Raw genomic sequence first — 25,438 nt, 5'->3', positions numbered from 1 at the left:
CAACCCCAACCGCTATCCGCCCGACCAGGACGCACACCATGTATGACACTTCTGTTGCCCTCGCCGATTTCGACCCGGAACTTGCCCTGGCAGTCCACCACGAAGCGCGCCGTCAGGAGGATCATGTCGAACTGATCGCCTCCGAGAACTACGCGAGCCCTTTGGTGATGGCCATCCAGAATTCGGTGTTCACCAACAAGTACGCCGAGGGTTACCCAGGCAAGCGCTACTACAGCGGCTGCGAGCATGTGGACGTGGCCGAACGCTTAGCCATCGAGCGGCTCAAGGTGCTATTCGACTGTGATTGGGCCAACGTCCAGCCCCATGCCGGCGCCCAGGCCAACGCAGCCGTGTTTCTGGCGCTGGCCAACCCCGGTGATACCGTGATGGGCATGAACTTGGCTCAGGGTGGCCACCTGACCCACGGTAACCCATCCAACTTCTCCGGCCGCCATTACAAGATCGTGCCTTATGGACTCGACCCCCTAACCGGGCTGATTGACTACGACGAGATGGAGCGCATCGCGATGCAGGCACGGCCGAAACTGCTGATCGGCGGCTTCTCCGCCTATTCGCGGCACAAGGACTGGGCACGCATGCGCGCCATCGCCGACAGGGCGGGTGCCATCTTCTGGGTGGACATGGCCCATGTCGCCGGCCTGGTGGCGACAGGCGAGTATCCTGACCCGTTGCCCCACGCTCACGTGGTCACCAGCACCACCCATAAGACCCTGCGCGGCCCGCGTGGCGGTATCATTCTCTCGAAAGGGCAGGACGAGGGCCTTTACAGAAAGCTCGACTCCGCCGTATTCCCCGGCGTCCAGGGCGGGCCGCTGATGCATGTTGTCGCCGCCAAGGCGGTGGCGTTCAAGGAGGCGCTGCAACCTGCATTCAAGGCCTACCAGCGCCAGGTGGTGGCGAACGCTCGCGCCATGGCCGCCGTGATCCAGCAGCGCGGCCACAAAATCGTTTCGGGCGGTACCGACAATCACCTGATGCTGATCGACCTGTCCGCCAGGCCCTACACCGGTAAGGATGCGGACGCGGCGCTGGCCGATGCCTGGATCACCACCAACAAGAACAGCGTGCCGGGCGACCCGCGTTCGCCGTTTGTGACCTCTGGCGTGCGCATCGGCACGCCCGCCGTGACCACGCGCGGCTTCGGCGTGGCCGAGTGCGAGGAACTGGCCGGCTGGTTGTGCGACGTGCTGGATGCATTGGAAACCGGTGGTGTTGGATTAATTGCCGTGCGGGATCGAGTAAGACAGCAGGTGGCGGATCTGTGCCGTCGCCATCCCGTCTATCGATAGGTAATCACTGACGGCAATGCGGCGCCTGCGTACTACCTCGTTGTAGGTGAGAGACGCAACGCCGACCTAGACAGCGTCTTCCTGTTTTTCGGACAGTTGCGCCTCGGTCGCAGCCATCAGTGCCGCGGCCGAGCAACCCAGCCCCTTCGCGATCCGCAGGATCAACACCAGCGTGGGCATGTGCTCGCCGCGCTCGATCTTGCCCATGTGCGACCGGGCGATGCCCGCCTGTTCCGCGAGCACCTCCTGCGCCAGCCCCTGCGCGGACCGGGCCTCGCGCACGGCAACGCCGAAAGCGCGCGCTGGCTCGCTTTCATAGGTTCTTGTTCCCGCAGGTCTCCCGCGTTGCACCGATCGCTTCTGCATCAACAGAAGCGTTACGTGTCAAGCGAATTTAAACCACGTTAAACTTATCTCATTGACCGATGGCACGCGGTTTTTTCCAGTGTCGGCGTTGTGCAGGTGACACGATGATCGCTTCCGATCCTTTGAACATTGCCCTGTCGGACTGCCTGGCCTATCCACGGTTGTCGGTACCGATGGCAGAACATCGTAGGCGTCATCCGGACAACCCGATTCGTCTTCACGAACAGCGCCTGGAGGATCAGCATCGAGGACTGCTCGCGGGGGCTTTCGAGGCAGGCCTCTGCCAATCGCCCGCAGCACCTGAAGGCATCGAAGTCCGACCCGTCTGGCGCGACGCGCTGGCATTGGCCGTGTCGGCTCATCACCCCTTGCTGGCCTTCGCGTCAGTGTCCCTGGAGCAAGCGGCCGACCACCCTTGGATCGCCCTGGATGGGCGCGACTGTGTCGGCTACTGTGGGCAAATCGACTCACTGCTGACGGTGGCCGGCGTCGTCCCCTCGGCCGTCACGACGGCCACATCGTTCGGGTTGATGATGACCTTGGTGGCCGCCGGCTACGGTGTCTGCCTGGCACCCGCCGCCCGCATCGAGGGCCATCGTGCCCTTGGCGTTGTCCAGCGTCCCTTGCAAGAGGGAGCACTGATGCTCACCACGTACTTCCTGAGCCGTCGAGATACGGACAGCACCCGCCTGGAGCCGTTCTTCCAAGCGCTCCAGGCAAGCGCCTGACCGAACTTCGGCGCGACCCTGGCTCGATCAGTCTCCGGGCGTCACTTCGGCGGCATCGGCAGCTACGGCTTCGCGCACCAGCCGCTGCACGCTTTGCCGGACCTGCTCAGGGAACTCGGTCGTCACGACTGGTTCGCTCGCCTGCATGCACTGTGCGGCCACCAGCCGCGCGGCAAGGTGCAGGTTCGTTGGGTTGACAGCTTCGACGGCCGGCCGTGTCCCGAGAGCCTCGTACGAGCGCAGGAGTGCGTGGTAGATGTCCCAGGTGTCGATGCCCCGTGGCAGTTGCTTCAGGACGGACTGGACCAGCCTGCGCTTGAGCGGATCGAGCTGCCAGTCTGGCACGCGCTGCCCGCGATGCCCCATGTGGATCGACAGCAGGTTGCCGGCCTGGATCTCGTAGGTGATCCAGCGGCGCGACTTGCCCGCGAGCTTGGCGTAGTCCGCCACCGAGAGGTTGTGTGGCGCCTCGAAGGTCTCCAGCACCTGCAGGCGTTCGCGCTGCGCCTCCGACAGGCGCGGTCGCGCGTACTCGGGCATGCGCACGGCCGACAGCCGCTGCACCGATGCCGGCGCTTCGGGTTGGTTGGACGTCGGCGCGGTCACGATCAGCTGCGGCGCGGTGAGGTCGACCACCGGCGGCTGCACGGTCGCCTGGCCGGCAATGGTCGGCAGGCCCTGAAGCGTGATGGTCAGATGCCGGCTGGCAACCTCGACCTGGTTCTGCTCGAACAGATCCAGGCGATCGGCCCAGTCCTGCATCATGACGCGGCGTTGCTCGACGTATTCGGCATGGTTGTAGGTCGCGCTGATCTTGTCTGGATCGGCATGCGATAGCTGGGCGTCCACCCATTTCTTCGGGTAGCCGAGTTCGTTCAGCGCCGTCGAGATCGTCGCCCGGATGCCATGCCCCGTGAGCTGGTCCTCGTAGCCCATGCGCTTGAGCGCGGCGTTGAGCGTGTTCTCGCTGATCGGGTTCTTCAGGCACCAGTCGCCTGGGATGAGATGGACCTGGGCAGGCTTGCATTGGTCCAACAGGTGGCGAACGATCTCCTGCGCCTGCACCGACAGCGGCACGATGTAGGGCGGGATGTCGATGAGACGCTTGCGCTTCTTCTTGGTCAGCAGCTTGCGCTGCTTGAGCCTGGCCACCGGGATGACCCACAGGCCCCGGTCGAGGTCGAACTGATCGGGCGTGGCGAAGCGAAGCTCGCCGGTGCGCACACCAGTGAGCATCAGCAGCCGGATGCCCAACTGCGTGTTCAGGCGCCCGCGGTACTTGCGCAGTGTCTGCAGCATGACCGGTAGCTCGTGCATGCGCAGGAACGGGTTGTGTTCGACCGGCGGCAACGGCAGCGCGACCACTTCCAGGTCTCTGGACGGGTTATCGCCCATGTTGGGAATCGCCACCGTGGCGTAGGTGAACAACTGGGTGAACCAGGTCCTCAGCTTCTCGGCCACCGACAGCGAGCCGCGCTTTTCCACCTTGCCGATGATGTCCAGCAGGTGTGCGCGGGTGATCTCGTAGATGGTCAGGTGCCGCAGCGAGGGGAACACATCTTTCTTGAAGACGCGGCCGATCTGTTCCAGGCTGGTCTGCCGTCCTTCCTCCAGCGAGAGCCGGCGATGGGCCAGCCATTGCTCGTAGACGGCCATGAAAGTGTGCTCGCCGGCCAGGACGATCGCGTGCCGCTTGCGCTTGCGTTCGCTGTGGGGATTGATGCCCTTGGCGAGCAGCGAGCGGGCTTCATCGCGAAGCGCACGGGCGTCCTTCAGGGAAAGCGCCGGATAGTTGCCTAGGGTGATGCGCTCACGCTTTCCAAACCACGAATAGCGGAAGTGCCAAGCCTTGGTGCCGATGGCGGAAACGTAGAGATAGAGGCCGTCGAAGTCGGCCAGTGCGTATGGCTTGCCGGTGGACTTGGCCTGCCGGGCCATGAGGTCTGAAAGCATGATCCCAACTCCATGAAAGCGAGTTGAGTGCCATGTTTCCCATCGGGTCCCGGCTCCTCCAGCAACAATGCGGCGGGGGAAGTTCGCGCATTGTTTGGGCCACTTTTTGTACCAGTTTGGGCCGGCCGTCAGTGGATTTCGCTGGACATCACTGGAACGGCTTTTCTGGAAAAACCGAACCGTGACAATGACTTGCAGCACTCCATGGACTTCCTTGGAACACCATGGAAAGTTGAAGTGGAGCGGGTGATGGGAATCGAACCCACGACGGATGCTTGGGAAGCATCAGTTTTACCATTAAACTACACCCGCCCTGATGGAGAAGTCTGCGTCAAAAGCAGACGATCCCGCGAATGGGGAAGCGAAAATTATAGCGCGATCTCCGGCTCATGCGTTGCCCCCACCCTATCTTTTTCACGCACTTCCCCATGAATTCAGCGGCAAGACTCACTACAATAGAGCTTTCCCGCTTTTAGCTAATACGCGAGCCATTCCTGATGCCCGCGCCCCAACCATGACCACCAGCAACGAAAAACCATCCCTGCTCTCGCCCAATGTCGCGAACAGCAACTCCGGCGAGACCCATATCCGTAGCTTTGTTCATCGGCGCGCGCACATTACGCCCAGCCAGGAACAAGCCTTGGCGCGCCTCTTGCCTCTGTGGTCGATCAGCTACCGCGACAGCATTCTGAAACCGGAAACCGTGTTTGGCAACGACCATCCCCTGATTTTGGAAATCGGTTTTGGCATGGGTGAAACCACCCAGAAAATTGCTCAGGCCCGCCCCAACGACAACTTCCTAGGTGTGGAAGTGTTTAACGCCGGTGTCGGCGCCTTGCTCAAGCGTATTGATGACAACCAGATCAGCAATATCCGCATCATTCAACACGATGCCGTTGAAGTCGTGCGTGACATGATCGCCCCTGCCTCCCTGGCTGGCATTCATATTTACTTCCCGGACCCTTGGCCCAAGAAGCGCCATCACAAGCGTCGTCTGGTGCAATCGCCCTTTATCCAGTTGCTGACCAGCCGTCTAAAACCCGGCGGCTACATTCATTGCGCAACGGACTGGGAAAATTACGCCGAACAAATGCTGGAAGTGCTGTCGGCCGAGCCTATGCTTAGCAACACGAACGAAGGCTATGCACCCCGCCCTGACTTCCGCCCACTGACCAAGTTTGAAAACCGTGGGCTGCGTCTGGGTCATGGCGTGTGGGATCTGATCTTCACCCGCAATGACACCCCGACCCCTGAACTGAACTGGCCCAAGAAAGAACAATGAGCGCTACCCTGTTCCCGCCTATAGAGCCTTACGCCCAAGGCACCTTGCACACCGAGGATGGGCATCATATCTACTGGGAATGCTGCGGCAACCCGGCAGGTAAACCGGCTATTTTCTTGCATGGTGGGCCGGGATCAGGATGTTCTACCGATCACCGCCGCTTGTTCGACCCGCAAAAATATAATGTGCTGCTGTTTGATCAGCGCGGTTGCGGGCGTTCCTACCCTCATGCCAGCCTGGAGAACAACACCACCTGGCATCTGGTTCAGGACATGGAGCGGCTGCGCCAGGAAAAGCTCAAAGCCGACAAGATGCTGGTCTTTGGCGGCTCCTGGGGTTCGACCCTGGCGCTGGCCTATGCCCAGACCCACCCCGAACACGTCAGTGAATTGATTGTGCGCGGTATCTTCATGGCCCGCCCTGAAGAGTTACGCTGGTTTTATCAGGAAGGTGCCTCGCGCTTGTTCCCGGACATCTGGGAACAATATTTGGCCCCCATCCCCAAAGAAGAGCATGGTGACCTGATTACCGCCTATCACAAGCGTTTGACGGGCGATGACCCCGCTGTACAGCTACGCGCCGCACATGCCTGGTCGCAGTGGGAAAGCAATACGATCACGCTCTTGCCCAGCCAGCATCACCTGGATGCCAAATCCAGTGATAAAGCCGCCCTGGCCTTTGCGCGTATTGAAAACCACTACTTCATGAATCAGGGCTTTTTGGAGCCGGATCAGTTACTTAAAAACGCCCACCGCTTGCATGGCATTCCAGGCGTGATTGTGCAGGGACGCTATGATGTGTGCACTCCAGCGCATACAGCCTGGCAACTGCATCGCGCCTGGCCACAAGCAGAGTTTCACATGGTTGCAGACGCAGGCCACGCCTACGACGAACCCGGCATTCTGGCTCGGCTGCTGGCCGCCACCCAGAAATTTGCCATCTGAATCACTCGTCCGGCACTATCCGGACCATATCCAGAGACAAGAATGAACATTACCCTGAACGGCCAGAGCAAGGCTCTGGCAAACTCCGACACGGTTGGCACACTGATTATCGAGCTGGGCTATGAGAACAAGCGCATTGCCGTAGAGCTGAACGGCGACATCGTGCCCAAAAGCCAGCACGCCAGTACCCCTATTCAAGAAGGCGACACCATCGAGATCGTGGTTGCCGTCGGTGGCGGCTGAGACTCACCCTTTAAAATGCACAATTGCTGACATTCGAGTACGGCTTTACGGCTAAAAATAAGGTCATAATGAACCGTCTCGCCTGCCATCACGCAGGTAGCAGCCATAGAACCCTAACTTCAGGAGCAAAGCGATGGGCGTATTCAGTTTTCTTAAAGATGTCGGCGAAAAACTCTTTGGTGCCAACGAAGCCAACGCAGCCACAGCAGACGAACTCCAGAAAGAACTGGCCAAACACCAACTTTCCGCCGACGGTCTGAATCTGGCGGTTGATGGCGACAAAGTCACGGTTAGCGGCCAAGCTGCCTCCACTGAACAAGCCGAAAAAATTGTGCTGGCTCTGGGTAACACCCTGGGGGTGTCTCAAGTCGACAACCAGCTCAGCGTTGCTCAGCCTTCCGCCGAAGCCACCATGTACACCGTACAGAAAGGCGACACACTGTGGAAAATTGCTGAAACCAATTACGGCAAGGCAAACGGTGCAAAATACACCGTTATCTTCGAAGCTAACCAACCCATGCTTAGCCATCCTGACAAAATCTACCCTGGTCAGGTACTACGTATTCCGGCGCTGTAATTCTCGCCTCTGCCGGCCATGATCCCTAGGTGCCAAACCTGTGGGATTACGGCCCAGCCAAAATGAAACGCCCGATGCAATGCATCGGGCGTTTTTTATTTACACAAAGATCTGCTGACAAAGCGGCATTAAGACTACATGGCAAACTTACTCGCAACGGGTTCCGTAAAAGTGCAGCGTGCCATCGCAAGGCAACAGACTCTCCAACTTGTCTCGCCCACTATTCCAAAACATCCCATTTCACTTTTTTTTGCCTTGGCTACTTTTCCTACAAAATACGATTAGCAAGCTAAGTATTTGATAAATAATAAATTTCAGACAAACCACGACATTTGTATAGTAAAGTTACTTTTATTCCATTTAGTAACCAATAGATCGACTTGAACTTTGAGATACCGGTACGAATAAAAGAACAAGAACGTAGCAAGCTCAGCCATACCCAGAATAAAAGCACATATATTGCTCAATACAGTCTCGCTGCCTTAATCAAGATTTATCGGTCTACTTCTATCAGCAACCGCCTTAATCAGGCCAGGAGATCGATTCATGCTTGTCAAAACATCGTCACGCGCTGTTGTTGCAACCGTAGTCATGCTTAGCAGCATGACGGCTTATGCCGGCCCCTTAGTGACGGTTACCTTCAAGAATCTGAGCGATAAAGATGCTCATCACACCATCATCTCTGTCAATGACTCCAACACTTACCTCTATGCATCTCCTAAACCTAAAGCAGTGGTGACTCCAGGTACGCAAGTTTTACACCGTCTATAGAGATGTCCCCCCTTCCTCCGGGCTTAAACCTCATACAGTAGACGCCACTCCCTCTGGAGGCGCAATTTGCACCGCCAACATTACATCCATTAATGCCGTCACCAAAGCCTGGAGCGTCGAATTCACGATGCGTTGATTGACCCTTGCTACGCTTCATCCCCAGTGGCGTAGCCCCCCTTCTCCACAGCACGCCACTATGAATACTCTGAATCAACTGAACCCAGTGCCTGAAGTGATCGCTAATTGGCCTGCGAATACCTCGTTGAAACAAGCATCCCCTACACCGGACGCTCCGCCTGAAGCCGGGGTAAGTAAAACGAACAGCGTCAGCGTTTCCTCGCTTGCCCAACAGCTCAGTGAAGCAGCACAGCGATCTGCTGAACGGGAAGCCAATCTGACTCGTCAGGAGCTGGCCCAAAAAGGCCAGGCGCTTTTAAAGGTTTTTACGAGTGACAGCTACTATGACAACAAAAAAGTCCATGATGCGCAGGTCCCTGATACAGAGGACCCTGCACATCTAGCCCGGGCACGACAAGCCACTGCCTTTCTCAATGCCCCCAACAAACCCAACCCTTTCAAGGGCTTGAGCCAGGAACAACTAGCCCTGATTGCCTACGATGAAAGCAGCACCTTTACCGTGAATGAACGGCGTGCAGCCTGGATCGAATCCAATGCCCAAGACCAAGTCCAACGACGGATACTCTGCAAAAAAATGGAGGATGAGTACAACCGCACGGGAAAGGTCGCCAATACCTTGCTGGACGTCTACAAGCACTACCAATCTCTACCCAGTATAGAAAGAGCAGTACAGATTCCAGCCGCCTATGAAGATCAACTACTGGCCCGTATTAACGCAGGCGCAAACTTCCAAACCCGTCAGGAGCTATGGTTCCTGAATGCAGAGTTAGGTTGGAATCTTTCCTTGCCTGCACTGGGCACCTAAAGCGATCAGCATCATAGGCAAACAAAAAATCCAGCCCAAATAAACAGTCCCCCGAAGGTTGGATCTGAATCCAACTTTCGGGGGACTGTCCATGAAGCACGTTTGTCATCTGGTCAGCGTGTAATGCTACAGCCAGACTCCGTTCATCCGGGTCCAGAATCAACTTGCTGCTTAGCGAAAGCCCTTGAAGCCTTTACCAGCCAGACCTTTCAAGGCGCCCATACCGCCCAGGCCGCGCATCATTTTGGCCATGCCGCCTTTTTTCATCTGCTTCATCATGCCTTGCATTTGCTCGAACTGATTCAGCAGGCGGTTAACCTCTTGCACCGGCACACCCGAACCCGCCGCAATACGGCGCTTGCGCGAGGCCTTCAACAATTCAGGCTTGGCGCGCTCGGCTGGCGTCATGGAGTTCAAGATGCCTTCGGTACGACGCAATTGCTGCTCGGCTTGGCCGCCTTGCAACTGAGACGCCGCCTGGGAGAACTGCGCGGGCAGTTTTTCCAGCAAGGAGCCCATATCACCCAGCTTTTTAACTTGCTGTAGCTGGTCGCGGAAGTCGTTCAAATCGAACTTGTCGCCCGCCTTGATCTTGTCGGTAATCTTTTGCGCATCAGCAATGTCGATATTGCGCTGGGCTTGTTCCACCAGAGAAACAATGTCGCCCATACCCAGCACGCGCTGAGCCATACGCTCGGGGTGGAATGGCTCCAGACCGTCCAGCTTTTCCGACACACCCACAAACTTCAGCGGTTTGCCGGTGACATGGCGCACCGACAAGGCGGCACCACCACGGGCGTCACCGTCCAGCTTGGTCAACACCACACCGGTCAGCGGCAAGGCGTCTGCAAAGGCTTTGGCGACGTTCACCGCGTCCTGACCCTGCATGGCATCGACCACAAACAAAGTCTCGATGGGGCTCAGCAGGTCGTACAGAGCGCGAATCTCGCGCATCATTTCTTCATCAATACCCAGGCGACCGGCCGTGTCGACAATCAGCACATCAAAGTGGTGACGCTTGGCGTGGTCCAGGGCATTGCGGGCAATGTCGGCCGGTTTCTGGCTGGGATCGGAAGGCAGGAACTCGACGCCCACTTGGGCGGCAACGGTTTTCAACTGCTCGATAGCGGCGGGACGGTAAACGTCAGCACTGACCACCAGCACTTTTTTCTTGCCCGTTTTACGACCATGCTGAACATGACCGCCTTCGCTCAGCCATTTGGCCAGCTTACCGGTGGTGGTGGTTTTACCCGCCCCTTGCAAACCCGCCATCAGAATAATGGCCGGTGGCTGCGCCGCCAGGGACAACTCGCTGGCGTCATCGCCCAGGTCTGCCCCCATCAGATTGGTCAGTTCCTGGTGGACAACCCCCACCAGCGCCTGACCAGGATTCAAACTGTCGGCCACTTCAACGCCAAGTGCCTTTTCTTTGACCCGTGCAACAAAATCGCGCACGACAGGCAAGGCCACGTCCGCCTCCAACAGCGCCAGACGCACTTCCCTCAACATCTCCTGAGTATTGGATTCGGTCAGACGAGCCTGTCCGCGCATGGTTTTCACCACACGCGACATACGCTGGGTCAGATTTTCAAACATAGGACTGGGTTCGCTTAAACTAGGTTATCGTGTGGTCTACGAATAAGAATAAAATGGCCACTTGAGGTACGCCCCGTACCGTTTTTCAGGAAATCCGGGACTTATGTCTGCAAGTATTGTATTTCACTTGCTCGCCGCACTGGCGTACATCGTGCTGTCGATCTCGCTATGGCGTCCGTTGACTCGCGGCAGCACCCGAACCGTACTGAACGCCCCTAGCCGGGTGGCTTTGCTCTGCGCCATCATTGTGCACGGAGCGGGTCTATTGCTGACGATTGTACTGCCCCAAGGGCTGCATCTGAGCTGGGCACTGGCCCTGTCGGCGGCAATCTGGCTGGGCATGGTGGTGTTCTGGTTCCAAAGCCTGTATCTGCGTCTGGACGGCCTGTTGCTCATTCTACTGCCTGCGGCCACAATCGTCAGCCTGCTGGCCATGGCCTTTCCCAATGGCCATATCGTCCACCATGCAGGCAATGAATGGCTACGCATCCACTTGCTGATTGCACTGGTCGCCTACGGGCTGAGCACCGTGGCCGCCCTGCACGCCGTCTTGATGACAGCGCTGGACCGCCAGTTGCACCGCCCTATTTTGCATCAGGAACAACGTGGTTTATTCAGCCGGGTGCTGGACACCATGCCGCCCCTGCTGGTGCAGGAAGAACTGCTGTTTCGCCTGATCCGCGTCTCTTTTGTCATTTTGACTTTCACGATCCTGAGCGGTGCCGCCGTCTCCATGGCAATAGACGGTAAATTTTTACCCGCTGACCATAAAACTGTCTTTACCTTGCTATCCTGGGTTACATTTGGTGGCTTACTATGGGGCCGAAAACAGTATGGATGGCGGGGTCGCGTTGCTTTGCGCTGGACCTTGGCCGGTTTTGCCTTCCTGCTGCTGGCCTATACAGGCAGCCACTTTGTACTGGACGTCATCTTGCAACGAGGGAAAATTGGGTAAAGTCTTATTCTGGGTTGTCGCTATCCTGGTGGCCATGATCATTGCCCGCATCGTGTCACAAAACAAGGCCCGCAAACGCAACCCACCCAACCCGACCATGCGCCCGCCACGCAAACCAGGCAAGGCAGAAGAGATGGTTCGTTGCGCGCACTGTGGCATTTTTCTACCTCGCTCCGAAGCCCTGATGAGCAATCATCACACTTGGTGCAGCCTGGAACACGCCAAGCGCGGCCCGCGCAGTTAAGCTCATGGCCCGCATGCACCACGCCTATGACCTGGACCGCCAGGGCTGGCTTAAACCCCATGCCAATGTCCTGCGTGCCTTGTCACCCAATCAGGATGACCGCCCCGAGGGCGATAGTCCCACCTTGTTGGTGCTGCACAATATCAGCCTGCCACCGCAAGAATTTGGCGGGCCGTATATCCGGGATTTCTTCCAGAACAAGCTCGATATCAGTGCACACCCCTGGTTCGAGAACATCCGGGACCTGAAGGTTTCAGCCCACTTTCTGATCCAGCGTACCGGCCACATCATCCAGTTTGTCCCTACTACCCGCCGCGCCTGGCACGCAGGTGTGTCGCGTTTTAAAGACCGCGAACGCTGCAACGACTTCTCTATTGGTATCGAGCTGGAAGGCAGCGATTTCGAGCCCTTTACTGAAGCGCAGTACCGGGAACTGTCCCGTTTGAGCCGCGCCTTGCGCATGCGCCATAACCTGAACGCAGTACGAGGCCACGAACATATCGCCCCAGGACGCAAGACAGATCCGGGGCCGTTCTTTGACTGGGAACGGGTAAAACGCGAGCACGGCTGGCCCAAAGAAACCTTGCCGGAACAAGAACTGGATCAGGGCCGATAAAGTACGTCGGGGCTGATATCGGCCAAAGTATTACAGCCGGTCAGTGCCATGGCCACTTCCAGCTCCGCCCGCAGAATATGCAATACATGGGCCACACCAGCGGCTCCGGCAGTCGCCAAACCATAAATATAGGGACGGCCAATCATCACCGCCGTCGCCCCCAAAGTCAGAGCCTTGAGTACATCGGTACCGCGTCGAATACCGCCATCCATCAATACCGGCACCCTCTCCCCCACGACCTGACAAACCTGTGACAGGACGTCCACAGAGGCGGGAGCACCATCCAAAGTGCGCCCACCATGATTGGACACAACCATTCCGGCGACCCCTACATCAAGCGCTCGCTGAGCGTCACGGGGGCGCATGATTCCCTTAACCCAAACAGGCAAAGGACTGTGCTGCACCAGCCAGGCAAGATCATCCCAGGTGGGGGCACTATTTAATAGGCCACTGCCAAATAAAGGGCTGGTGCCTGCTGCACCTAAAACCGCCTGCTGCCTGGGAGCGCCCCGCAGATTCACGGCGTCCACACCCTCGGGCAAAGCAAAACCCGCACGCTGCTCCTGATTACGCAAGCCATTGACAGCAGCATCCACCGTCAACATCAAAGCGGCATAACCCGCTGCCTTGAGCCGTCCCAATAAATCCGACGTAAATGCGCGATCCGTTTGCCAATACCACTGTGCCCACAACGGGGCATGCGCCTGTGCGGCAATCTCTTCAAAGGAATGACTGGCCTGCATGCTGATTACGCTGGTCGCGCCCATCGCACCCGCGCCCAGCACACTGGCCAATTCACCTTCAGGATGAGCCAAGCACTGATAAGCCACGGGCGCCAGAAGAATCGGGTAGTCCATAGACTGCCCTTGCAGTGTCAAACGGGTGGAAGGCTGATCAAACTCACCTAGAGCAGCAGGCCATAAACCCCAGCGCCCGAAGCTGGCCAGGTTGTCTTGCACAGTAAACTCATCGGCCGCCCCTGCACTGAAATACGCCCAGTCCTGTGCGCGCATACGCACACGGGCATAGGGTTCGTAATCCCTCAGGCAGGCAATCTGGGCCGGAATATTACTGAGCGGGGGCAGCCGTTCTTGGGACATGATCAATCAAGCTCCTGGCGATCAGACATCGCTCCATTCACGCAGCAAATTATGATAAATCCCCGTCAGGCGCGACAGCTCCTGGGCATCTGCGTTCTGCTTGGCCAGTTGCTGAATGCTCTGATCCAGCTCCCACAGCAGTTTGCGTTGATGCGCATGACGCACCATGCTTTGCGTCCAGAAAAACGAGGCATAGCGTGTTCCTTTAGTCACCGGCTGTACACGATGCAAACTGGTCCCCGGATACACCACCATGTGCCCTGCAGGCAGTTTGATGGACTGTGTTCCGTATATATCTTCGATGATCAGCTCCCCGCCCTCGTATTCGTCGGGGTCGCTAAAAAACAAGGTTGTGGAGACATCAGTACGCAGACGCTGTCCCGTGCCAGGAATCGTAAAAATCGCGTTATCGATGTGGTTGCCGTACTCCCCGCCGCCTTCGTAACGGTTAAAACGTGGTGGCAACATACGCAGGGGCAAGGCAGCGGCAATAAAGCCGCTGTGCTGACCCAATACATGCATTAAAAACTCCCCCATCTGCCTGGCGACAGCTGTATCAAGAGGCAATTGCAGATTGCGTTTGCTGTGCTGGGCCAGATAACCCGCCGTCGTGCGCCCATCCTCCCACTGTGCCTGCTCCAGGGCCTGGCGACAGTCATGCAACTGTTCAGCATTGAGCACATCGGGGATCGTAATCAGCATGGGTCACCTGCCAAAAAAAAAGGAATACAAGGTAAAGCAAGAAACAGACAGGCCGCCCCAAAAGGCGGCCCATCTGAATTTACACGACAAAACGCAACTTACTCGAAGCGGTAAGAGGCATTGAACATGTAAGAGCGGCCTGGGCCAACGTTGGCAAAAAGGCCGACGTGGGAAGCATCATACATGCGCACATTGCTGATGTTGTTGACGTTGAACTGGAAAGATACGTTCTTGTTCAGGTCGTAGCGCGCCATTGCATCGTAGCGCCAGTAGGAAGGCAGCTTCAATTGATTGGCGTCATCCACAAAGCGTTTGCCCACAAACGTGGCACCTGCGCCCAAGGTCAGCTCGGGCATGACTTTGTAGGTCGTCCAGACGTTGAAGCTCTGCTTGGAGATGAACTTCATCTGCTTACCGTCAAAGACATTATTGCCGCTGCGGTATTTCTTGATCTTGGGGTCCAGATAGGTGTAACCCGCCCATACATTCCAGTTCGGGGTAATTGCACCGGCCGCACCCAACTCCAGGCCACGTACACGGTTGCTGCCGCTCAAGGACACATCGCCAGTCAAAGGATCGGTAGAACGAGCATCTTTCTTGTCGGTCTGGAAAATGGCCGCTGTCAAAGACAACTTCTCGTCGGCCACGTCCCACTTTGTCCCCAACTCCCAGCTGTAGCTGCGCTCGGGCTTCAGGTCACGAATAGCGGCGCCACCTGCCGGGCCATCTGCACCACCGGCCTGACCCAGGTTCTCCCCTGTCGGGTTGGAAGAGGTGCCATAGCTCAGGTAGATAGAACCATTGCGCGCTGGCTTATAGACCACACCCAACTGATAGTTCCACATATCATCTTTGCGGGACTCCTGGGTATTGTCGACCTCAAAACGATCAAATCGCACGCCACCATTGACCGACCATTGCTCATTAAACGCAATGGTGTCAAAGATATACGCCGAGCGTGTCTTGATATCGCCTGCTTTGGTTTTGGAGCCATAGTTCAAGGAATAGCTGTAGCTGCGATTGGGATTCGGATTATAAAAAGAGTCCGTATCCGAGCCAGGTGTGCCCGTGATGCTTCGGTTGTAGATATCCTCCTTGCTGAACTCAAGCCCGGCTACCACATCATGTTTCAAGGTACCTGTTGTAAACGTACCGTATACGTCGGTTTGGTTCAGCAAGGACTCCGAACTGCGCCAGCGCGCCCGATCCGATCTCGTGAACAGCAAGCCCTCCCCCTCGCTGGCGCACGCACCACCCGAATTGGCCTTGCAATTGTCAAACGACGGTCTGGTCATCAAGTAATGATTCAAGGTCTTGCCATAGCGCGTCACGTTGCGAACTGTGAAACGCTCATTAAGGTCATGCTCAATCTGTGCCGTGGCGGTATCTGCCGTATATTCACGAAAATCGACCTGATGACGACCGTAGAAATTGTCTCGGTCTGCTTCCAAGGGGGTCACACGATCCGGATTGGCCGCGTTCCGGAAGGGAAAGCCCAGGTCCGGCATATCTTTGTTTTCAAGATGCGAATACGACAAGGTCACACGTGTGGGGGTACCCAAACCAAAAGCAATGGAAGGAGCGATCCCCCAACGGTCGATTGTCACGCCATCACGACCTGCGACGTCCCCCCCCATGCGCATCAGGTTCAAGCGGATTGCACCTGTGTCCGAAAAAGCATAATTGCCGTCTGCCGTCAGACGATATTGGTCCGACGTCCCGTAACCTGCTTCCACCTGGAAAAAGTCTTTCAGCTTGGGAGACTTGGTCACCAGATTCAGGCTACCGCCAGTGCCGCCACGGCCTGTATACGCCGAGCTGGGGCCCTTCAAGACTTCAACCGATTCCAGGTTGAAGGTCTCGTGCGAGCCACGGGAGTAATCACGCACACCGTCAATAAAAATATCGGTACTGGCCTCATAACCACGGATAAAAGGACGATCTCCCACGGGAGTGCCGCCTTCGCCCGAACCCAAAGTAATGCCGGGAGTGGTGCGCAACACGTCTTGCAGCGATGTCGCACCACGATCCTTGATCACCTCCTCTGGGATCACGGTGATAGAGCGCGGTGTGTTGAGCAAAGTCTCAGAGAACTTCACCGATTGCGCTTTATGGGCCTGAAAGCCCTCAATGCCATTGGCATCTTCCGAGCCTTGAACTTTGATCGACTGCAACTCGGTCACGCCTGGATTGGCGGTTTGAGCGATCACAGGACTCGTCAGGGCGGCAAACAGGGCAGCAGACAAGACCGTCTCGGCAAAGCGACGAGGCGGCACAGAGGAAACGAACGACATTACCAGCTCCATATGGTAGGTATCACTTTTTCAAGGCTGTGCGATCAAAGCAGGGTTGATCGCGCGCATTAGCGGTGTTTCGATGCCTGATAAGTGCTTTTAATAGGAACCGTAATATTAATCATTCCTATTATTAAGTCTATCCAAATATTACGATTTCCTTAAATTCAACTCAAAACTAGCGGGTTTTGGCCCACAGTGTCGTGTGCATGCATCGTATTACGATCAATTCTCATTAAGATAGACAAAAACCAAAAAATCGCTTAACACCCCTTTCCCTTTAACTACGCCCTTCTTCCATCAATGGTCTGTCAACACGCACAAAAAAGGCCTCTATCGTACACATCACGATAGAGGCCTATGTATTGGCAACTGACTCCACCTTCAGGCAGAGCCAGCAAGCTTCAGATTTACAGATTCAGCAGCAAGCGATTCACACGTTTCACAAAGCTGGCGGGATCTTGCAAGGCGGCTCCTTCAGCCAGCATGGCTTGTTCCAGCAACAACTGGGCCCACTGTTCAAAGGCTTCATCGTCAGCGGCCTGAACCTTGGTGATCAAAGCATGCTCCGGGTTGATTTCCAGGATTGGCTTAACTTCAGGGGCTTCCTGGCCAGCGGCTTGCAGCATGCGCAGCAAATGCGGGCTCAGTTCGTTGGCATCGACCACCACGCAAGCGGGGGAATCGACCAGACGGGCCGTAATACGCACTTCCTTGACCTTCTCGCCCAGCGTGGCTTGCAGACGCTCGACCAGCGGCTTGAAGGTTTCAGCCACTTCGGCTTGGTGTTTCTTTTCTTGCTCGTCTGCCAGCGAATCCAGGTCCAGACCGCCCTTGGCCACGGACACCAGTTGCTTGCCTTCAAATTCGCGCAGATAGGACAGCATCCACTCGTCCACGCGGTCGGACATCAGCAGCACTTCGATGCCTTTCTTGCGGAATACTTCCAGATGCGGGCTGTTCGATGCAGCAGCAAAGGTGTCAGCGGTGACGTAGTAAATCTTGTCCTGACCTTCTTTCATGCGACCGATATAGTCGTTCAGGGACACGGTCTGGGCCGAGCCTTCCTGATGCGTGGACGCAAAGCGCAGCAAGGCTGCAATACGAGCCTGATTGCCCATGTCTTCGCCGGTGCCTTCTTTCAGCACCTGACCAAACTGGCCCCAGAACTCGGCGTATTGCTCGGGCTGGTTCTCGGCCAGATCTTCCAGCAAGGACAGAATGCGCTTGGCGCTGCCTTCACGGATGGCACGGACATCACGGCTTTCTTGCAGAATTTCACGCGAGACGTTCAGCGGCAGGTCAGCCGAATCGATCACGCCACGCACAAAGCGCAAGTAGGCGGGCAACAGTTGGTCGGCGTCATCCATGATGAACACACGCTTGACGTACAGCTTTACGCCACGGCGGGCATCGCGGTCCCACAGATCAAAAGGAGCTTGCTTGGGAACGAACAGGAGCTGGGTGTATTCGCTACGGCCTTCGACCCGGTTATGTGTCCAGGCCAGAGGGTTCTCGTAATCGTGAGCGATGTGCTTGTAGAACTCCTGGTACTGCTCGTCGGTAATTTCCGACTTGGAGCGTGTCCACAAGGCGCTGGCCTGGTTCACGCTTTCCCATTCGTCCTGCGTGACTTGTTGCTGCTTCTCTTCGTCCCACTCTTCCTTGCGCATTTGCACGGGCAAGGAGATGTGGTCGGAGTAGCGACGCAGCACGTTGCGCAAACGCCAGCCGTCCAGGAAATCGTCCTCGCCTTCACGCAGATGCAAGGTGATGGTGGTGCCGCGCTCGGCTTTTTCAGCGGCGGCAATGGTGAACTCGCCTTCGCCGGAGGATTCCCACAGCACCGCTTCCTGATCCTCACCGGCGCGACGTGTCAGCACGGACACCTTGTCAGCCACGATAAAGGAAGAGTAAAAGCCCACGCCAAACTGACCAATAAGCTGAGTATCTTTTTGCTTGTCGCCCGTCAGTTGGGAAAAGAACTCTTTGGTGCCCGAGCGGGCAATAGTGCCCAGGTTGGCAATTGCCTCGTCACGCGACATGCCAATGCCGTTGTCGGAAATGGTGATCGTGCGCTGTTCTTTATCGAACTGCACACGGATACGCATTTCCGGATCGCCTTCCAGCAAAGCTGGATTGTCGATGGCCTCGAAGCGCAGTTTGTCACAGGCATCCGACGCATTGGATACCAGCTCACGCAGGAAAATCTCCTTGTTGCTGTACAAGGAGTGAATCATCAAATGCAATAATTGTTTGACTTCAGCCTGAAAACCTAGGGTTTCGGACGTATTCGCAGTGTCAGTCTGGCTCATGGTGAAAAAGCAAAAAATGGGTTGATTGCCGCGCGCCAAAGCACGCCCTATTGCAAGCAGATAGGGACAGCCTGCGATATTTCAAGAGAGCGATCAGGCAGCAGGACCGGAGGTCAGGGCAATAACCCCGCTGATCATGACGGCACAGCCCAACAAACTCCAGATATTGGCCTTCTCGCGCAGCACGACCATGCCCAACAGCGTGCCTGCCATCATGGACATTTCACGAGCTGGGGCCACCATGGACAAGGGTGCTCCCAGCCTCAAGGCCTGCAAAACCAGAATGTAGGACATGGGCGAGAGCAGGCCCACGGCCGCCGCCAATTTCCAATAAGGTTTAAGTTTGACGAAACCATCGCGCCCACGCTTGGCGATGAAGGGGGCCAACATGCCCAGCCGCAGCACATTGCTGAACCAGTCCAGCAGAAACGGCGAGATCAACAAGACGGTAACGCCATAGGCATCCACCACGGTATAGGCGGCAATCAGAACCCCAGTCTGCATGCCCCAGCGCACCCCCGTCAATGCAGAGGGGCTGAAAAAACGTCGTAGGTGACCTTGTGTGGCAATGAGCAAAATCCCCATCACCACCAACAAAATACCGAGCACGCCCAAAGGCCGTACCGGTTCGCCCAGCAAGATGAAGGCACCAATAGACGAGAGCATGGGCCCGGTGCCCCGAGCGATGGGATACACCACCGATAGGTCTGCCACCTGATAGCCTTTTTGCAGACTTAGGCTATAGCCCATATGCAGCAAGGCGCTGAGCAGCAAACAGGTAATGGTTTCGCTGGTCCAAGGCATATTGCCTTGAGTGAAAACCACCCACAGCATGATGGGGAAGTAAAACAGGATGGCGAAAAAAGAGTAGGCAAATACGAAATGCGCTCCTGCCATCGCAGCCCGTTTTGAGAGCAGATTCCAACCCGCATGAATGAACGCAGCACACACCACCAACAACAACGCGGTCCAGGACATGAGGGCTTCCAGCAGCAAATAGCAAAAGAAAAACTATACGCGCCCTTCATGGGCGAGGCCAGCCAATCAAGCCGCCCGAAACGTCCTATGACAAATAAGAGACAGTAACGGGCAATTCAACCATCAAGGTATGATGTTCGGCACGTATTTTGATATGGAGCCAATCATGAGTACCTTGCTGTATGTTGATTTTCCTTACCCAGGCCCGTGGGGGTCAGAGATGAGCGACGCCATGCAAGAACTGGCGCAATCAATCAGCCTGGAACCGGGTCTGATTTGGAAAATCTGGACAGAAAACAAGGAACAATCCAAAGCAGGCGGGGTCTATCTGTTCAAGGACAAGTCCAGCGCGCAGGCGTATCTGGACATGCACAGCAAGCGGCTCAATAGCTTTGGCATCACCGACATTGATGCACGCTTCTTTGATGTGAACCAGCCACTGACAGACATTAATTCTGGCCCCTTGTCGGCCAAGTAAAACACGGCCTGCAAACGTAGAAAAGGCCCCCACGCTGCGCCTTCGGCTTGCTGCCCCCCGAGGGGGGGTTGTCTTGGGGACGGCCCGGCGACGGAAAAGGCCCGCCTGCCAATACGCGGGCGGGCCATCACACAGCGTGCTTACGCAGTCAGTTCAACAGCCTTGAAATCAACCGGGACTTCCAGCGCGTTATTGATGTAGTTGGTGAACAGGTTCAAGGCGGTCACACCGACCAGTTCCACCACTTCACCTTCAGAAAAACCGGCATCGCGCACGGCTTGCACATCGGCAGCCGACACTTGCCCACGCTGATCCACCAGCTTGAGCACAAACTTCAAGGCCGCTGCGGTACGTGGATCATCGGACTGACCACGCTGGGCCTGGGCCAGCGTCTCCGGGCTCAAGCCGGCATTGGCACCGAGCACGTTGTGGGCGGCCAGGCAGTATTCGCAACGATTGCGATCAGCAATGGCTACGGCCAATTGCTCACCTAATTTCGCACCCAGTTGGCCACCGGCAAAAGCGCCGAAGGAGCCCCACATGCTGCGCAAGGCGGCGGGCGAATTGGACACCATACGGAACATGGCGGGCACGCTGCCACCAAACGCTTTTTGAATTTCCTGCAAAGCGGGCTGGCTGGCAGCGGGAGCTTGGGCAACGTCGGGCAAAGTAAGGCGGGACATGGTGATCTCCTGGTGAGGACGGCCAAGGTGGCCAAAAAGAAGCGAGTAGACATAGTGTCTCGCCAAGAGCAGGATCATTGGATAAGATTAGTCTCGACAACTTACCTTTTCATCCAGACAAGGATGGTTTCATGAACCTGGATCGCCTCTCCCTTCTGCTGGAACAGTTCCGCGTTCGCGCCCATTTGTTCTACAACGGCTCTTTATGTGGGGTAACCCGCTTCTCGGCCCAACCAGGGCGTGCCTTTTTGCACATTCTGCGACGCGGTCAGTTAAGCGTGCGCCACGACCCGCGTGATCCGGTGCCGGAAATCATGACGATTGATCGCCCCAGCCTGTTGTTTTATCCTCGCCCGCTGGAGCATGCCTTTTACGATCTACCTGAGGAGGGCTCGGACTTCACCTGCGCCACCCTGGATTTTGACGGGGGAGAGCATCACCCCTTGGCCCGCTCTCTGCCCGATCTGATTATTGTCCCGCTGGAAGAGGCCGCTGGTCTGGAGCAGGCACTGGACCTGCTCTTTGCGGAAACGGAGTCGGTACGCTGCGGCCATCGGCTGTTGGCGGACCGTCTGTTCGAGATTGTCTTGTTGCAATTGCTGCGTTGGCTGTTTGACCATCCTGATCGTTGCGAGATTCCCGTAGGTTTGTTTCGCGGCTTGTCGCACCCGCCTGTGGCGCGAGCTTTGCTGGCCATTCAGGCCGATCCGGGCCGGGACTGGACCGTGCAATCGTTGGCACAGGAAGCCAAGATGTCACGCAGCGCATTTGCCGTGCAGTTCAAGCATTGGGTCGGCGATACGCCAGCCGACTATCTGGCCCAATGGCGCCTGTCGCTTGCCTGTCAGCGGCTGGCCCAGGGCCAGTCTGCCAAACGCATTGCCCTGGATCTAGGCTATGCCAATCCCTCTGCCCTATCCCGTCTGTTTCGGCAGCGCACGGGCCAATCCATGCGGCAATGGCTGGCTGCCCGTCAATCAGCTTGAGCGATGCTGCTCCAGCACCGCCAGAAAATTCACCAAAGCCGGGTTGGTATTGTCCGAGACATAAGCACTCATTAGCTCGGCCGTAATATCGTCTGCGTCCAGCAAAGGCAGATACTCCAAGGTATCGGTACGCAAGCGCGCCAAGGACGCGGGCACAATCGCTGGAGCAATACCCGCTTCGACCATGACCAGCACCGTAGGCACCATGCTTTCCTGCGCAAAGCGCGGCAAGCAGCCCGAGCGCTGCAACATGCGCTGCTGCAGCAGATGAAAATAACGCGACTGCTGGCGTGAGTACGTCACCATTTCATAAGAAAAAGCCTGATGCAAGGTCAGTCCCTGGCTATGTTCCTGGGCACGTGGATCATCACGCCTGAGCACAAACATCATGGGTTCGGACTCCACCAACTGCGGGTTCAAGTCCGGCACAGCAAAGGAAGGCCGGATCATGGCCACATCCACCCGGCGCTCGTACAGGGCAGCGGGCATCTCGCTGGAATTCATCTCGTAGATCTGAATATCTACTTGGGGGAAGTCCTGGCGAAAGCGATACAGATGCTTGGACACGCCGGCATAGGCACTGCTGGGCGTCAGTGCAATACGCAACATGCCGGTTTCGCCTCTATGCACTTGCTGTACCGCCTGCAGCGTCTGCTCCAGCTCGTTGCCGATCAGGCGCAGGCGGCGCAGCAACTCCTGTCCGGCCGCCGTCAATTGCACCGTGCGCGTGGTGCGGATAAACAAGGTCGCCCCTATCTGTTCTTCCAGCCTGCGTATGGCCTGACTCAAGGGCGGTTGGGTCATGAACAAACGCTGAGCAGCACGGCCAAAATGTAGCTCTTCGGCCACCACCAAGAACATCTCGCTTAATTTGGAGTCCAGCATATGCCCGCCAATCAGGTTTAAAAATGAATTAATAATGACTATTTTTAATATTAGACAACATAATTAGCGCTTACTACCATCCATCCTGACACTTATCAAAAACAGGGCCATACTGCACGTCACTGCGAATATTGGCCCAACGCAGGAGATGAACATGACTGTATTCAAGCATCGCGCCCCCTTATTGAGTGGCCTGCTCACACTGACGTTGTTGGGTTCCGGTTCGGCCATGGCCGACGCGCCTTACCCGTCGCAAGCCATTACCTTTGTGGTGCCTTACGCTGCAGGTGGCAGCTCGGACACCCGTTCGCGCATGCTGGCTCAAAAAATGAGCGACAGCCTGGGGGTGACGATTGTGGTGGAAAACAAGCCCGGAGCCAGCGGCAATATCGGCACCAGCATGATTGCCCGCGCCAAGCCCAACGGCTACACCATCGGTCTGGGCAACTTTGGCCCCATGTCGGTGAACAAGGCACTGTACGGCAGCAACCTGCCCTTCGATCCTGAACAGGATTTGCAACCCATCGCCCTGATCGAGCGCGGTGCCATGGCGCTGGGTGTGAACAGCAGCTCGCCCTACCAGTCCTTGGCCGATCTGGTGGCCGACGGCAAGCAAAACCCCAACAAACTGGACTACGCCTCGACCGGCGCAGGCGGTGCATCGCACTTGCTAACTGAACAATTCAAGGCCACCTCCGGCTTTGATGCCGTACACGTGCCTTACCGTGGTGGTGCTCCCGCATCGAACGATCTACTGGCCGGTAATATTTCCTTCTATCTGGAGCTGGCCAGCTTGTTCCTGCCCCACATGCAAATCGACAACCCGCGCCTGCGCGTGCTGGGCGTGACCTCGCAAGAGCGTCTGAAAGCCATGCCGGACACCCCCACCTTCAAAGAACAAGGGGTGGACCTGGTGGCCTCGAACTGGTTTGGCGTGATTGCTCCCGCAGGGTTGCCCGCTGATGTGCTGGAAAAACTGAACACTGCTGTCAATGACGCCCTGAAAGATCCAGACTATCGTCAGATTGTGGAGTCCCAAGGTGCGCAAGTCGTAGGTGGCACGCCTGAAGAATTCACCGCTTTTGTGAAAGAAGAAACCAAACGCTGGACTGCACTGATCAAGGATCAGAACATCTCGATCCAGTAACCCTGCTTCTCCCTTATGACTGCCCCCCCTTCCTCTCTCGCTTTGCAGGACCAGTCCATCCAGGCCTGGTCCTGGCTGGCTGATCCGGCCACCTGTATCAGCACTGCCCCCGACGGCCCCTTGGCCGGCCTGACTTTCGGCGTAAAAGACGTGTTGGATGTCCAAGGCATGCCGACACGTTATGGTGCACATTTCCCCCATGCCTTGCCCGCAGAGCGCGATGCAGCTTGCGTCGCCTTGTTGCGCCAGGCCGGCGCCATTGCCATGGGCAAAACCGTAACCGCCGAATTTGCTTACGCCGCCCCCGGCCCCACCCGTAACCCGCTGAACCTGGACCACACGCCTGGCGGTTCTTCCAGTGGTTCAGCAGCAGCCGTAGCGGCCGGTATGGTGGATTTTGCATTGGGCACCCAAACGGGAGGCTCCATGATGCGCCCCGCTGCGTTTACCGGCATCCTGGGTTTCAAACCCAGCTTTGGTGCGGTGCATCGCAGCGGTCTGTTCTTGTTGTGCGACAGCCTGGACACCATTGGCTACTTCAGCCGGGACTTGCCTGTGCTGCGCCGTGTCGCCTCGGTCTTGCAAGGGTTACCGGATAGTCGAGTCCCCAGCGCGCCACGTATCGGCGTGCTCGATGGCAAAGACCTGGGCCCGATTACCCCCGCTGCGCTGGCCGCCTTGGAACAGGGCTGCCAGCACCTGGAGCAACAAGGCGCCCGACTGGAACGTCTGCTTGCAGATGCGCAACTGAAAGAACTGCTGATCCTGCAAGGACAGATCATGGCGTATGAAATGGCCCGCAGCCTGCTGCCCGTCTGGCAAGCCAGCCCGGATGCCTTGCGGCCCGTTACGGTGCAAGCCATCAAGCAGGGCCTGGATCTGCCCCCGGCGGACTACCACGCCTGGCAAGCGCGCCGCCGTCAACTGCAACAGGAATGGCAGGATCGCTATGGGCATTTTGATGCCTTATTGACCCCGGCTGCTCCTGGGCCTGCGCCCTATGGGCTGGACAGTACCGGTTCTTCAGTTCTGAACCGCCCCTGGTCCTTGCTGGGCTGGCCTACCTTGAGCCTGCCCGCACCGGGACAAGACAGCCCGCTGCCTTTGGGTTTGCAACTGATCGGACAAACTCATCAAGATGGGGCATTGCTAGACCTTGCCTCACTGCTGTGCTCCGTCAAACAAGTCTGAAAAGCAATCGAGCCACTTACTCTGCAACACGCGGAAACAGAGTAAACAGCAACCAGAATCATTAACAAATATTTTAAATAACAACTATTTAGAGGTGTTTTGAGCTTTCTCAACTGGCCCTTGAATACAGGCTCCACAAACGACTAGGCAA

General features: G+C 56.9%; 25 protein-coding genes and 1 tRNA gene. 15 read left to right on the top strand and 11 right to left on the bottom strand.

Annotated features, from left to right (window positions below):
• Positions 1 to 38: 38 nt before the first annotated feature.
• A complete protein-coding gene (glyA, locus tag AC6I6N_RS09460; RefSeq protein WP_279870844.1) occupies positions 39 to 1,310 on the top strand; it encodes a serine hydroxymethyltransferase in 1,272 nt (423 codons plus the stop codon).
• Between the two features lie 66 nt (positions 1,311 to 1,376).
• On the opposite strand, the gene AC6I6N_RS09455 is transcribed toward glyA, so the two are convergent.
• Positions 1,377 to 1,676, bottom strand: a complete 300-nt coding sequence (locus tag AC6I6N_RS09455) for a helix-turn-helix domain-containing protein (RefSeq protein ID WP_029578094.1) — start codon at positions 1,674 to 1,676, stop codon at positions 1,377 to 1,379.
• A 59-nt stretch (positions 1,677 to 1,735) separates the two neighbouring features.
• Between AC6I6N_RS09455 and AC6I6N_RS09450 the strand changes: the two genes are divergently transcribed.
• A complete protein-coding gene (locus AC6I6N_RS09450; protein WP_497943457.1) occupies positions 1,736 to 2,404 on the top strand; it encodes a LysR family substrate-binding domain-containing protein in 669 nt (222 codons plus the stop codon).
• 27 nt (positions 2,405 to 2,431) lie between these two features.
• Here the strand turns inward: AC6I6N_RS09450 and AC6I6N_RS09445 are convergent, their stop codons facing one another.
• Positions 2,432 to 4,357, bottom strand: coding sequence for a tyrosine-type recombinase/integrase (locus tag AC6I6N_RS09445; protein WP_124086457.1), 1,926 nt, complete (start codon positions 4,355 to 4,357; stop codon positions 2,432 to 2,434).
• 238 nt (positions 4,358 to 4,595) lie between these two features.
• Positions 4,596 to 4,669 (bottom strand) — tRNA-Gly (locus tag AC6I6N_RS09440).
• 202 nt (positions 4,670 to 4,871) lie between these two features.
• Between AC6I6N_RS09440 and trmB the strand changes: the two genes are divergently transcribed.
• The 6 genes from trmB to AC6I6N_RS09410 all read left to right on the top strand — a co-directional run bounded on the left by trmB (position 4,872) and on the right by AC6I6N_RS09410 (position 9,117).
• Complete coding sequence (trmB, locus tag AC6I6N_RS09435; protein WP_108728157.1) at positions 4,872 to 5,639, top strand: tRNA (guanosine(46)-N7)-methyltransferase TrmB; 768 nt, start codon at positions 4,872 to 4,874, stop codon at positions 5,637 to 5,639.
• Positions 5,636 to 6,583, top strand: a complete 948-nt coding sequence (gene pip / locus AC6I6N_RS09430) for a prolyl aminopeptidase (protein ID WP_094195549.1) — start codon at positions 5,636 to 5,638, stop codon at positions 6,581 to 6,583. Before trmB ends, pip begins: the two co-directional genes overlap by 4 nt.
• 42 nt (positions 6,584 to 6,625) lie before the next feature.
• Positions 6,626 to 6,826 (top strand): sulfur carrier protein ThiS, encoded by a 201-nt coding sequence (thiS, locus tag AC6I6N_RS09425; RefSeq protein ID WP_108728158.1) that lies wholly within the window; start codon positions 6,626 to 6,628, stop codon positions 6,824 to 6,826.
• A gap of 133 nt (positions 6,827 to 6,959) precedes the next feature.
• Positions 6,960 to 7,403 (top strand): peptidoglycan-binding protein LysM, encoded by a 444-nt coding sequence (lysM, locus tag AC6I6N_RS09420; protein ID WP_094195547.1) that lies wholly within the window; start codon positions 6,960 to 6,962, stop codon positions 7,401 to 7,403.
• 546 nt (positions 7,404 to 7,949) lie between these two features.
• Complete coding sequence (locus tag AC6I6N_RS09415; RefSeq protein ID WP_159063891.1) at positions 7,950 to 8,174, top strand: hypothetical protein; 225 nt, start codon at positions 7,950 to 7,952, stop codon at positions 8,172 to 8,174.
• 196 nt (positions 8,175 to 8,370) lie between these two features.
• On the top strand, positions 8,371 to 9,117 hold the full coding sequence (locus AC6I6N_RS09410) for a hypothetical protein (protein ID WP_497943456.1): 747 nt from the start codon (positions 8,371 to 8,373) through the stop codon (positions 9,115 to 9,117).
• Between the two features lie 171 nt (positions 9,118 to 9,288).
• Here the strand turns inward: AC6I6N_RS09410 and ffh are convergent, their stop codons facing one another.
• Positions 9,289 to 10,713, bottom strand: coding sequence for a signal recognition particle protein (gene ffh, locus AC6I6N_RS09405; RefSeq protein WP_497943455.1), 1,425 nt, complete (start codon positions 10,711 to 10,713; stop codon positions 9,289 to 9,291).
• A 103-nt stretch (positions 10,714 to 10,816) separates the two neighbouring features.
• Here ffh and AC6I6N_RS09400 point away from each other — a divergent pair, with 103 nt between their 5' ends.
• Genes AC6I6N_RS09400 through ampD form a run of 3 tightly spaced genes read left to right on the top strand, consistent with a single transcriptional unit; the run spans position 10,817 to position 12,528 of the window.
• The gene (locus AC6I6N_RS09400) at positions 10,817 to 11,668 is read left to right on the top strand and encodes a cytochrome C assembly family protein (protein WP_094195544.1); all 852 of its coding nucleotides are present in this window, start codon (positions 10,817 to 10,819) and stop codon (positions 11,666 to 11,668) included.
• Positions 11,661 to 11,912, top strand: coding sequence for a PP0621 family protein (locus AC6I6N_RS09395; RefSeq protein ID WP_094195543.1), 252 nt, complete (start codon positions 11,661 to 11,663; stop codon positions 11,910 to 11,912). Before AC6I6N_RS09400 ends, AC6I6N_RS09395 begins: the two co-directional genes overlap by 8 nt.
• Before the next feature lie 4 nt (positions 11,913 to 11,916).
• On the top strand, positions 11,917 to 12,528 hold the full coding sequence (ampD, locus tag AC6I6N_RS09390) for a 1,6-anhydro-N-acetylmuramyl-L-alanine amidase AmpD (RefSeq protein ID WP_321267642.1): 612 nt from the start codon (positions 11,917 to 11,919) through the stop codon (positions 12,526 to 12,528).
• Here the strand turns inward: ampD and AC6I6N_RS09385 are convergent.
• The 5 genes from AC6I6N_RS09385 to AC6I6N_RS09365 form a co-directional block, all read right to left on the bottom strand.
• A complete protein-coding gene (locus AC6I6N_RS09385; RefSeq protein WP_497943454.1) occupies positions 12,516 to 13,628 on the bottom strand; it encodes an alpha-hydroxy acid oxidase in 1,113 nt (370 codons plus the stop codon). The two genes, ampD and AC6I6N_RS09385, sit on opposite strands and share 13 nt — an antisense overlap.
• Positions 13,629 to 13,649: 21 nt before the next feature.
• Complete coding sequence (locus AC6I6N_RS09380; protein ID WP_264672399.1) at positions 13,650 to 14,330, bottom strand: Fe2+-dependent dioxygenase; 681 nt, start codon at positions 14,328 to 14,330, stop codon at positions 13,650 to 13,652.
• A 98-nt stretch (positions 14,331 to 14,428) separates the two neighbouring features.
• Positions 14,429 to 16,624, bottom strand: coding sequence for a TonB-dependent receptor (locus tag AC6I6N_RS09375; protein WP_230018973.1), 2,196 nt, complete (start codon positions 16,622 to 16,624; stop codon positions 14,429 to 14,431).
• Positions 16,625 to 17,034: 410 nt separating this feature from the next.
• On the bottom strand, positions 17,035 to 18,939 hold the full coding sequence (htpG, locus tag AC6I6N_RS09370) for a molecular chaperone HtpG (protein ID WP_264672398.1): 1,905 nt from the start codon (positions 18,937 to 18,939) through the stop codon (positions 17,035 to 17,037).
• Positions 18,940 to 19,032: 93 nt separating this feature from the next.
• The gene (locus AC6I6N_RS09365) at positions 19,033 to 19,917 is read right to left on the bottom strand and encodes an EamA family transporter (protein ID WP_094195538.1); all 885 of its coding nucleotides are present in this window, start codon (positions 19,915 to 19,917) and stop codon (positions 19,033 to 19,035) included.
• A 166-nt stretch (positions 19,918 to 20,083) separates the two neighbouring features.
• Here AC6I6N_RS09365 and AC6I6N_RS09360 point away from each other — a divergent pair, with 166 nt between their 5' ends.
• On the top strand, positions 20,084 to 20,395 hold the full coding sequence (locus tag AC6I6N_RS09360; protein WP_108728165.1) for a monooxygenase: 312 nt from the start codon (positions 20,084 to 20,086) through the stop codon (positions 20,393 to 20,395).
• Between the two features lie 140 nt (positions 20,396 to 20,535).
• Here the strand turns inward: AC6I6N_RS09360 and AC6I6N_RS09355 are convergent, their stop codons facing one another.
• A complete protein-coding gene (locus AC6I6N_RS09355) occupies positions 20,536 to 21,078 on the bottom strand; it encodes a carboxymuconolactone decarboxylase family protein (RefSeq protein WP_094195536.1) in 543 nt (180 codons plus the stop codon).
• A 131-nt stretch (positions 21,079 to 21,209) separates the two neighbouring features.
• On the opposite strand from AC6I6N_RS09355, the gene AC6I6N_RS09350 reads away from it, so the two are divergent.
• On the top strand, positions 21,210 to 22,064 hold the full coding sequence (locus tag AC6I6N_RS09350) for an AraC family transcriptional regulator (RefSeq protein WP_094195535.1): 855 nt from the start codon (positions 21,210 to 21,212) through the stop codon (positions 22,062 to 22,064).
• Here the strand turns inward: AC6I6N_RS09350 and AC6I6N_RS09345 are convergent.
• The gene (locus AC6I6N_RS09345; protein ID WP_094195534.1) at positions 22,056 to 22,949 is read right to left on the bottom strand and encodes a LysR substrate-binding domain-containing protein; all 894 of its coding nucleotides are present in this window, start codon (positions 22,947 to 22,949) and stop codon (positions 22,056 to 22,058) included. The two genes, AC6I6N_RS09350 and AC6I6N_RS09345, sit on opposite strands and share 9 nt — an antisense overlap.
• Before the next feature lie 154 nt (positions 22,950 to 23,103).
• Between AC6I6N_RS09345 and AC6I6N_RS09340 the strand changes: the two genes are divergently transcribed.
• Positions 23,104 to 24,096, top strand: coding sequence for a Bug family tripartite tricarboxylate transporter substrate binding protein (locus tag AC6I6N_RS09340; RefSeq protein WP_094195533.1), 993 nt, complete (start codon positions 23,104 to 23,106; stop codon positions 24,094 to 24,096).
• A gap of 15 nt (positions 24,097 to 24,111) precedes the next feature.
• The gene (locus AC6I6N_RS09335; RefSeq protein WP_094195532.1) at positions 24,112 to 25,287 is read left to right on the top strand and encodes an amidase; all 1,176 of its coding nucleotides are present in this window, start codon (positions 24,112 to 24,114) and stop codon (positions 25,285 to 25,287) included.
• Positions 25,288 to 25,438: the final 151 nt, after the last annotated feature.

The sequence above is a fragment of the Alcaligenes sp. LTN-3 genome, from assembly GCF_059735605.1.
Note: the sequence above shows the minus strand (reverse complement) of the source record. Positions and strands in the feature narration are given on the sequence as shown.

What these genes read in the sequence shown, in the direction of transcription:
- glyA (WP_279870844.1), top strand. Translation starts at nt 39, where the DNA reads ATGTATGACACTTCTGTTGCCCTCGCCGATTTCGACCCGGAACTTGCC.
- AC6I6N_RS09455 (WP_029578094.1), bottom strand. Translation starts at nt 1,676, where the DNA reads ATGCAGAAGCGATCGGTGCAACGCGGGAGACCTGCGGGAACAAGAACC.
- AC6I6N_RS09450 (WP_497943457.1), top strand. Translation starts at nt 1,736, where the DNA reads ATGGCACGCGGTTTTTTCCAGTGTCGGCGTTGTGCAGGTGACACGATG.
- AC6I6N_RS09445 (WP_124086457.1), bottom strand. Translation starts at nt 4,357, where the DNA reads ATGCTTTCAGACCTCATGGCCCGGCAGGCCAAGTCCACCGGCAAGCCA.
- trmB (WP_108728157.1), top strand. Translation starts at nt 4,872, where the DNA reads ATGACCACCAGCAACGAAAAACCATCCCTGCTCTCGCCCAATGTCGCG.
- pip (WP_094195549.1), top strand. Translation starts at nt 5,636, where the DNA reads ATGAGCGCTACCCTGTTCCCGCCTATAGAGCCTTACGCCCAAGGCACC.
- thiS (WP_108728158.1), top strand. Translation starts at nt 6,626, where the DNA reads ATGAACATTACCCTGAACGGCCAGAGCAAGGCTCTGGCAAACTCCGAC.
- lysM (WP_094195547.1), top strand. Translation starts at nt 6,960, where the DNA reads ATGGGCGTATTCAGTTTTCTTAAAGATGTCGGCGAAAAACTCTTTGGT.
- AC6I6N_RS09415 (WP_159063891.1), top strand. Translation starts at nt 7,950, where the DNA reads ATGCTTGTCAAAACATCGTCACGCGCTGTTGTTGCAACCGTAGTCATG.
- AC6I6N_RS09410 (WP_497943456.1), top strand. Translation starts at nt 8,371, where the DNA reads ATGAATACTCTGAATCAACTGAACCCAGTGCCTGAAGTGATCGCTAAT.
- ffh (WP_497943455.1), bottom strand. Translation starts at nt 10,713, where the DNA reads ATGTTTGAAAATCTGACCCAGCGTATGTCGCGTGTGGTGAAAACCATG.
- AC6I6N_RS09400 (WP_094195544.1), top strand. Translation starts at nt 10,817, where the DNA reads ATGTCTGCAAGTATTGTATTTCACTTGCTCGCCGCACTGGCGTACATC.
- ampD (WP_321267642.1), top strand. Translation starts at nt 11,917, where the DNA reads ATGGCCCGCATGCACCACGCCTATGACCTGGACCGCCAGGGCTGGCTT.
- AC6I6N_RS09385 (WP_497943454.1), bottom strand. Translation starts at nt 13,628, where the DNA reads ATGTCCCAAGAACGGCTGCCCCCGCTCAGTAATATTCCGGCCCAGATT.
- AC6I6N_RS09380 (WP_264672399.1), bottom strand. Translation starts at nt 14,330, where the DNA reads ATGCTGATTACGATCCCCGATGTGCTCAATGCTGAACAGTTGCATGAC.
- AC6I6N_RS09375 (WP_230018973.1), bottom strand. Translation starts at nt 16,624, where the DNA reads ATGTCGTTCGTTTCCTCTGTGCCGCCTCGTCGCTTTGCCGAGACGGTC.
- htpG (WP_264672398.1), bottom strand. Translation starts at nt 18,939, where the DNA reads ATGAGCCAGACTGACACTGCGAATACGTCCGAAACCCTAGGTTTTCAG.
- AC6I6N_RS09365 (WP_094195538.1), bottom strand. Translation starts at nt 19,917, where the DNA reads ATGTCCTGGACCGCGTTGTTGTTGGTGGTGTGTGCTGCGTTCATTCAT.
- AC6I6N_RS09360 (WP_108728165.1), top strand. Translation starts at nt 20,084, where the DNA reads ATGAGTACCTTGCTGTATGTTGATTTTCCTTACCCAGGCCCGTGGGGG.
- AC6I6N_RS09355 (WP_094195536.1), bottom strand. Translation starts at nt 21,078, where the DNA reads ATGTCCCGCCTTACTTTGCCCGACGTTGCCCAAGCTCCCGCTGCCAGC.
- AC6I6N_RS09350 (WP_094195535.1), top strand. Translation starts at nt 21,210, where the DNA reads ATGAACCTGGATCGCCTCTCCCTTCTGCTGGAACAGTTCCGCGTTCGC.
- AC6I6N_RS09345 (WP_094195534.1), bottom strand. Translation starts at nt 22,949, where the DNA reads ATGCTGGACTCCAAATTAAGCGAGATGTTCTTGGTGGTGGCCGAAGAG.
- AC6I6N_RS09340 (WP_094195533.1), top strand. Translation starts at nt 23,104, where the DNA reads ATGACTGTATTCAAGCATCGCGCCCCCTTATTGAGTGGCCTGCTCACA.
- AC6I6N_RS09335 (WP_094195532.1), top strand. Translation starts at nt 24,112, where the DNA reads ATGACTGCCCCCCCTTCCTCTCTCGCTTTGCAGGACCAGTCCATCCAG.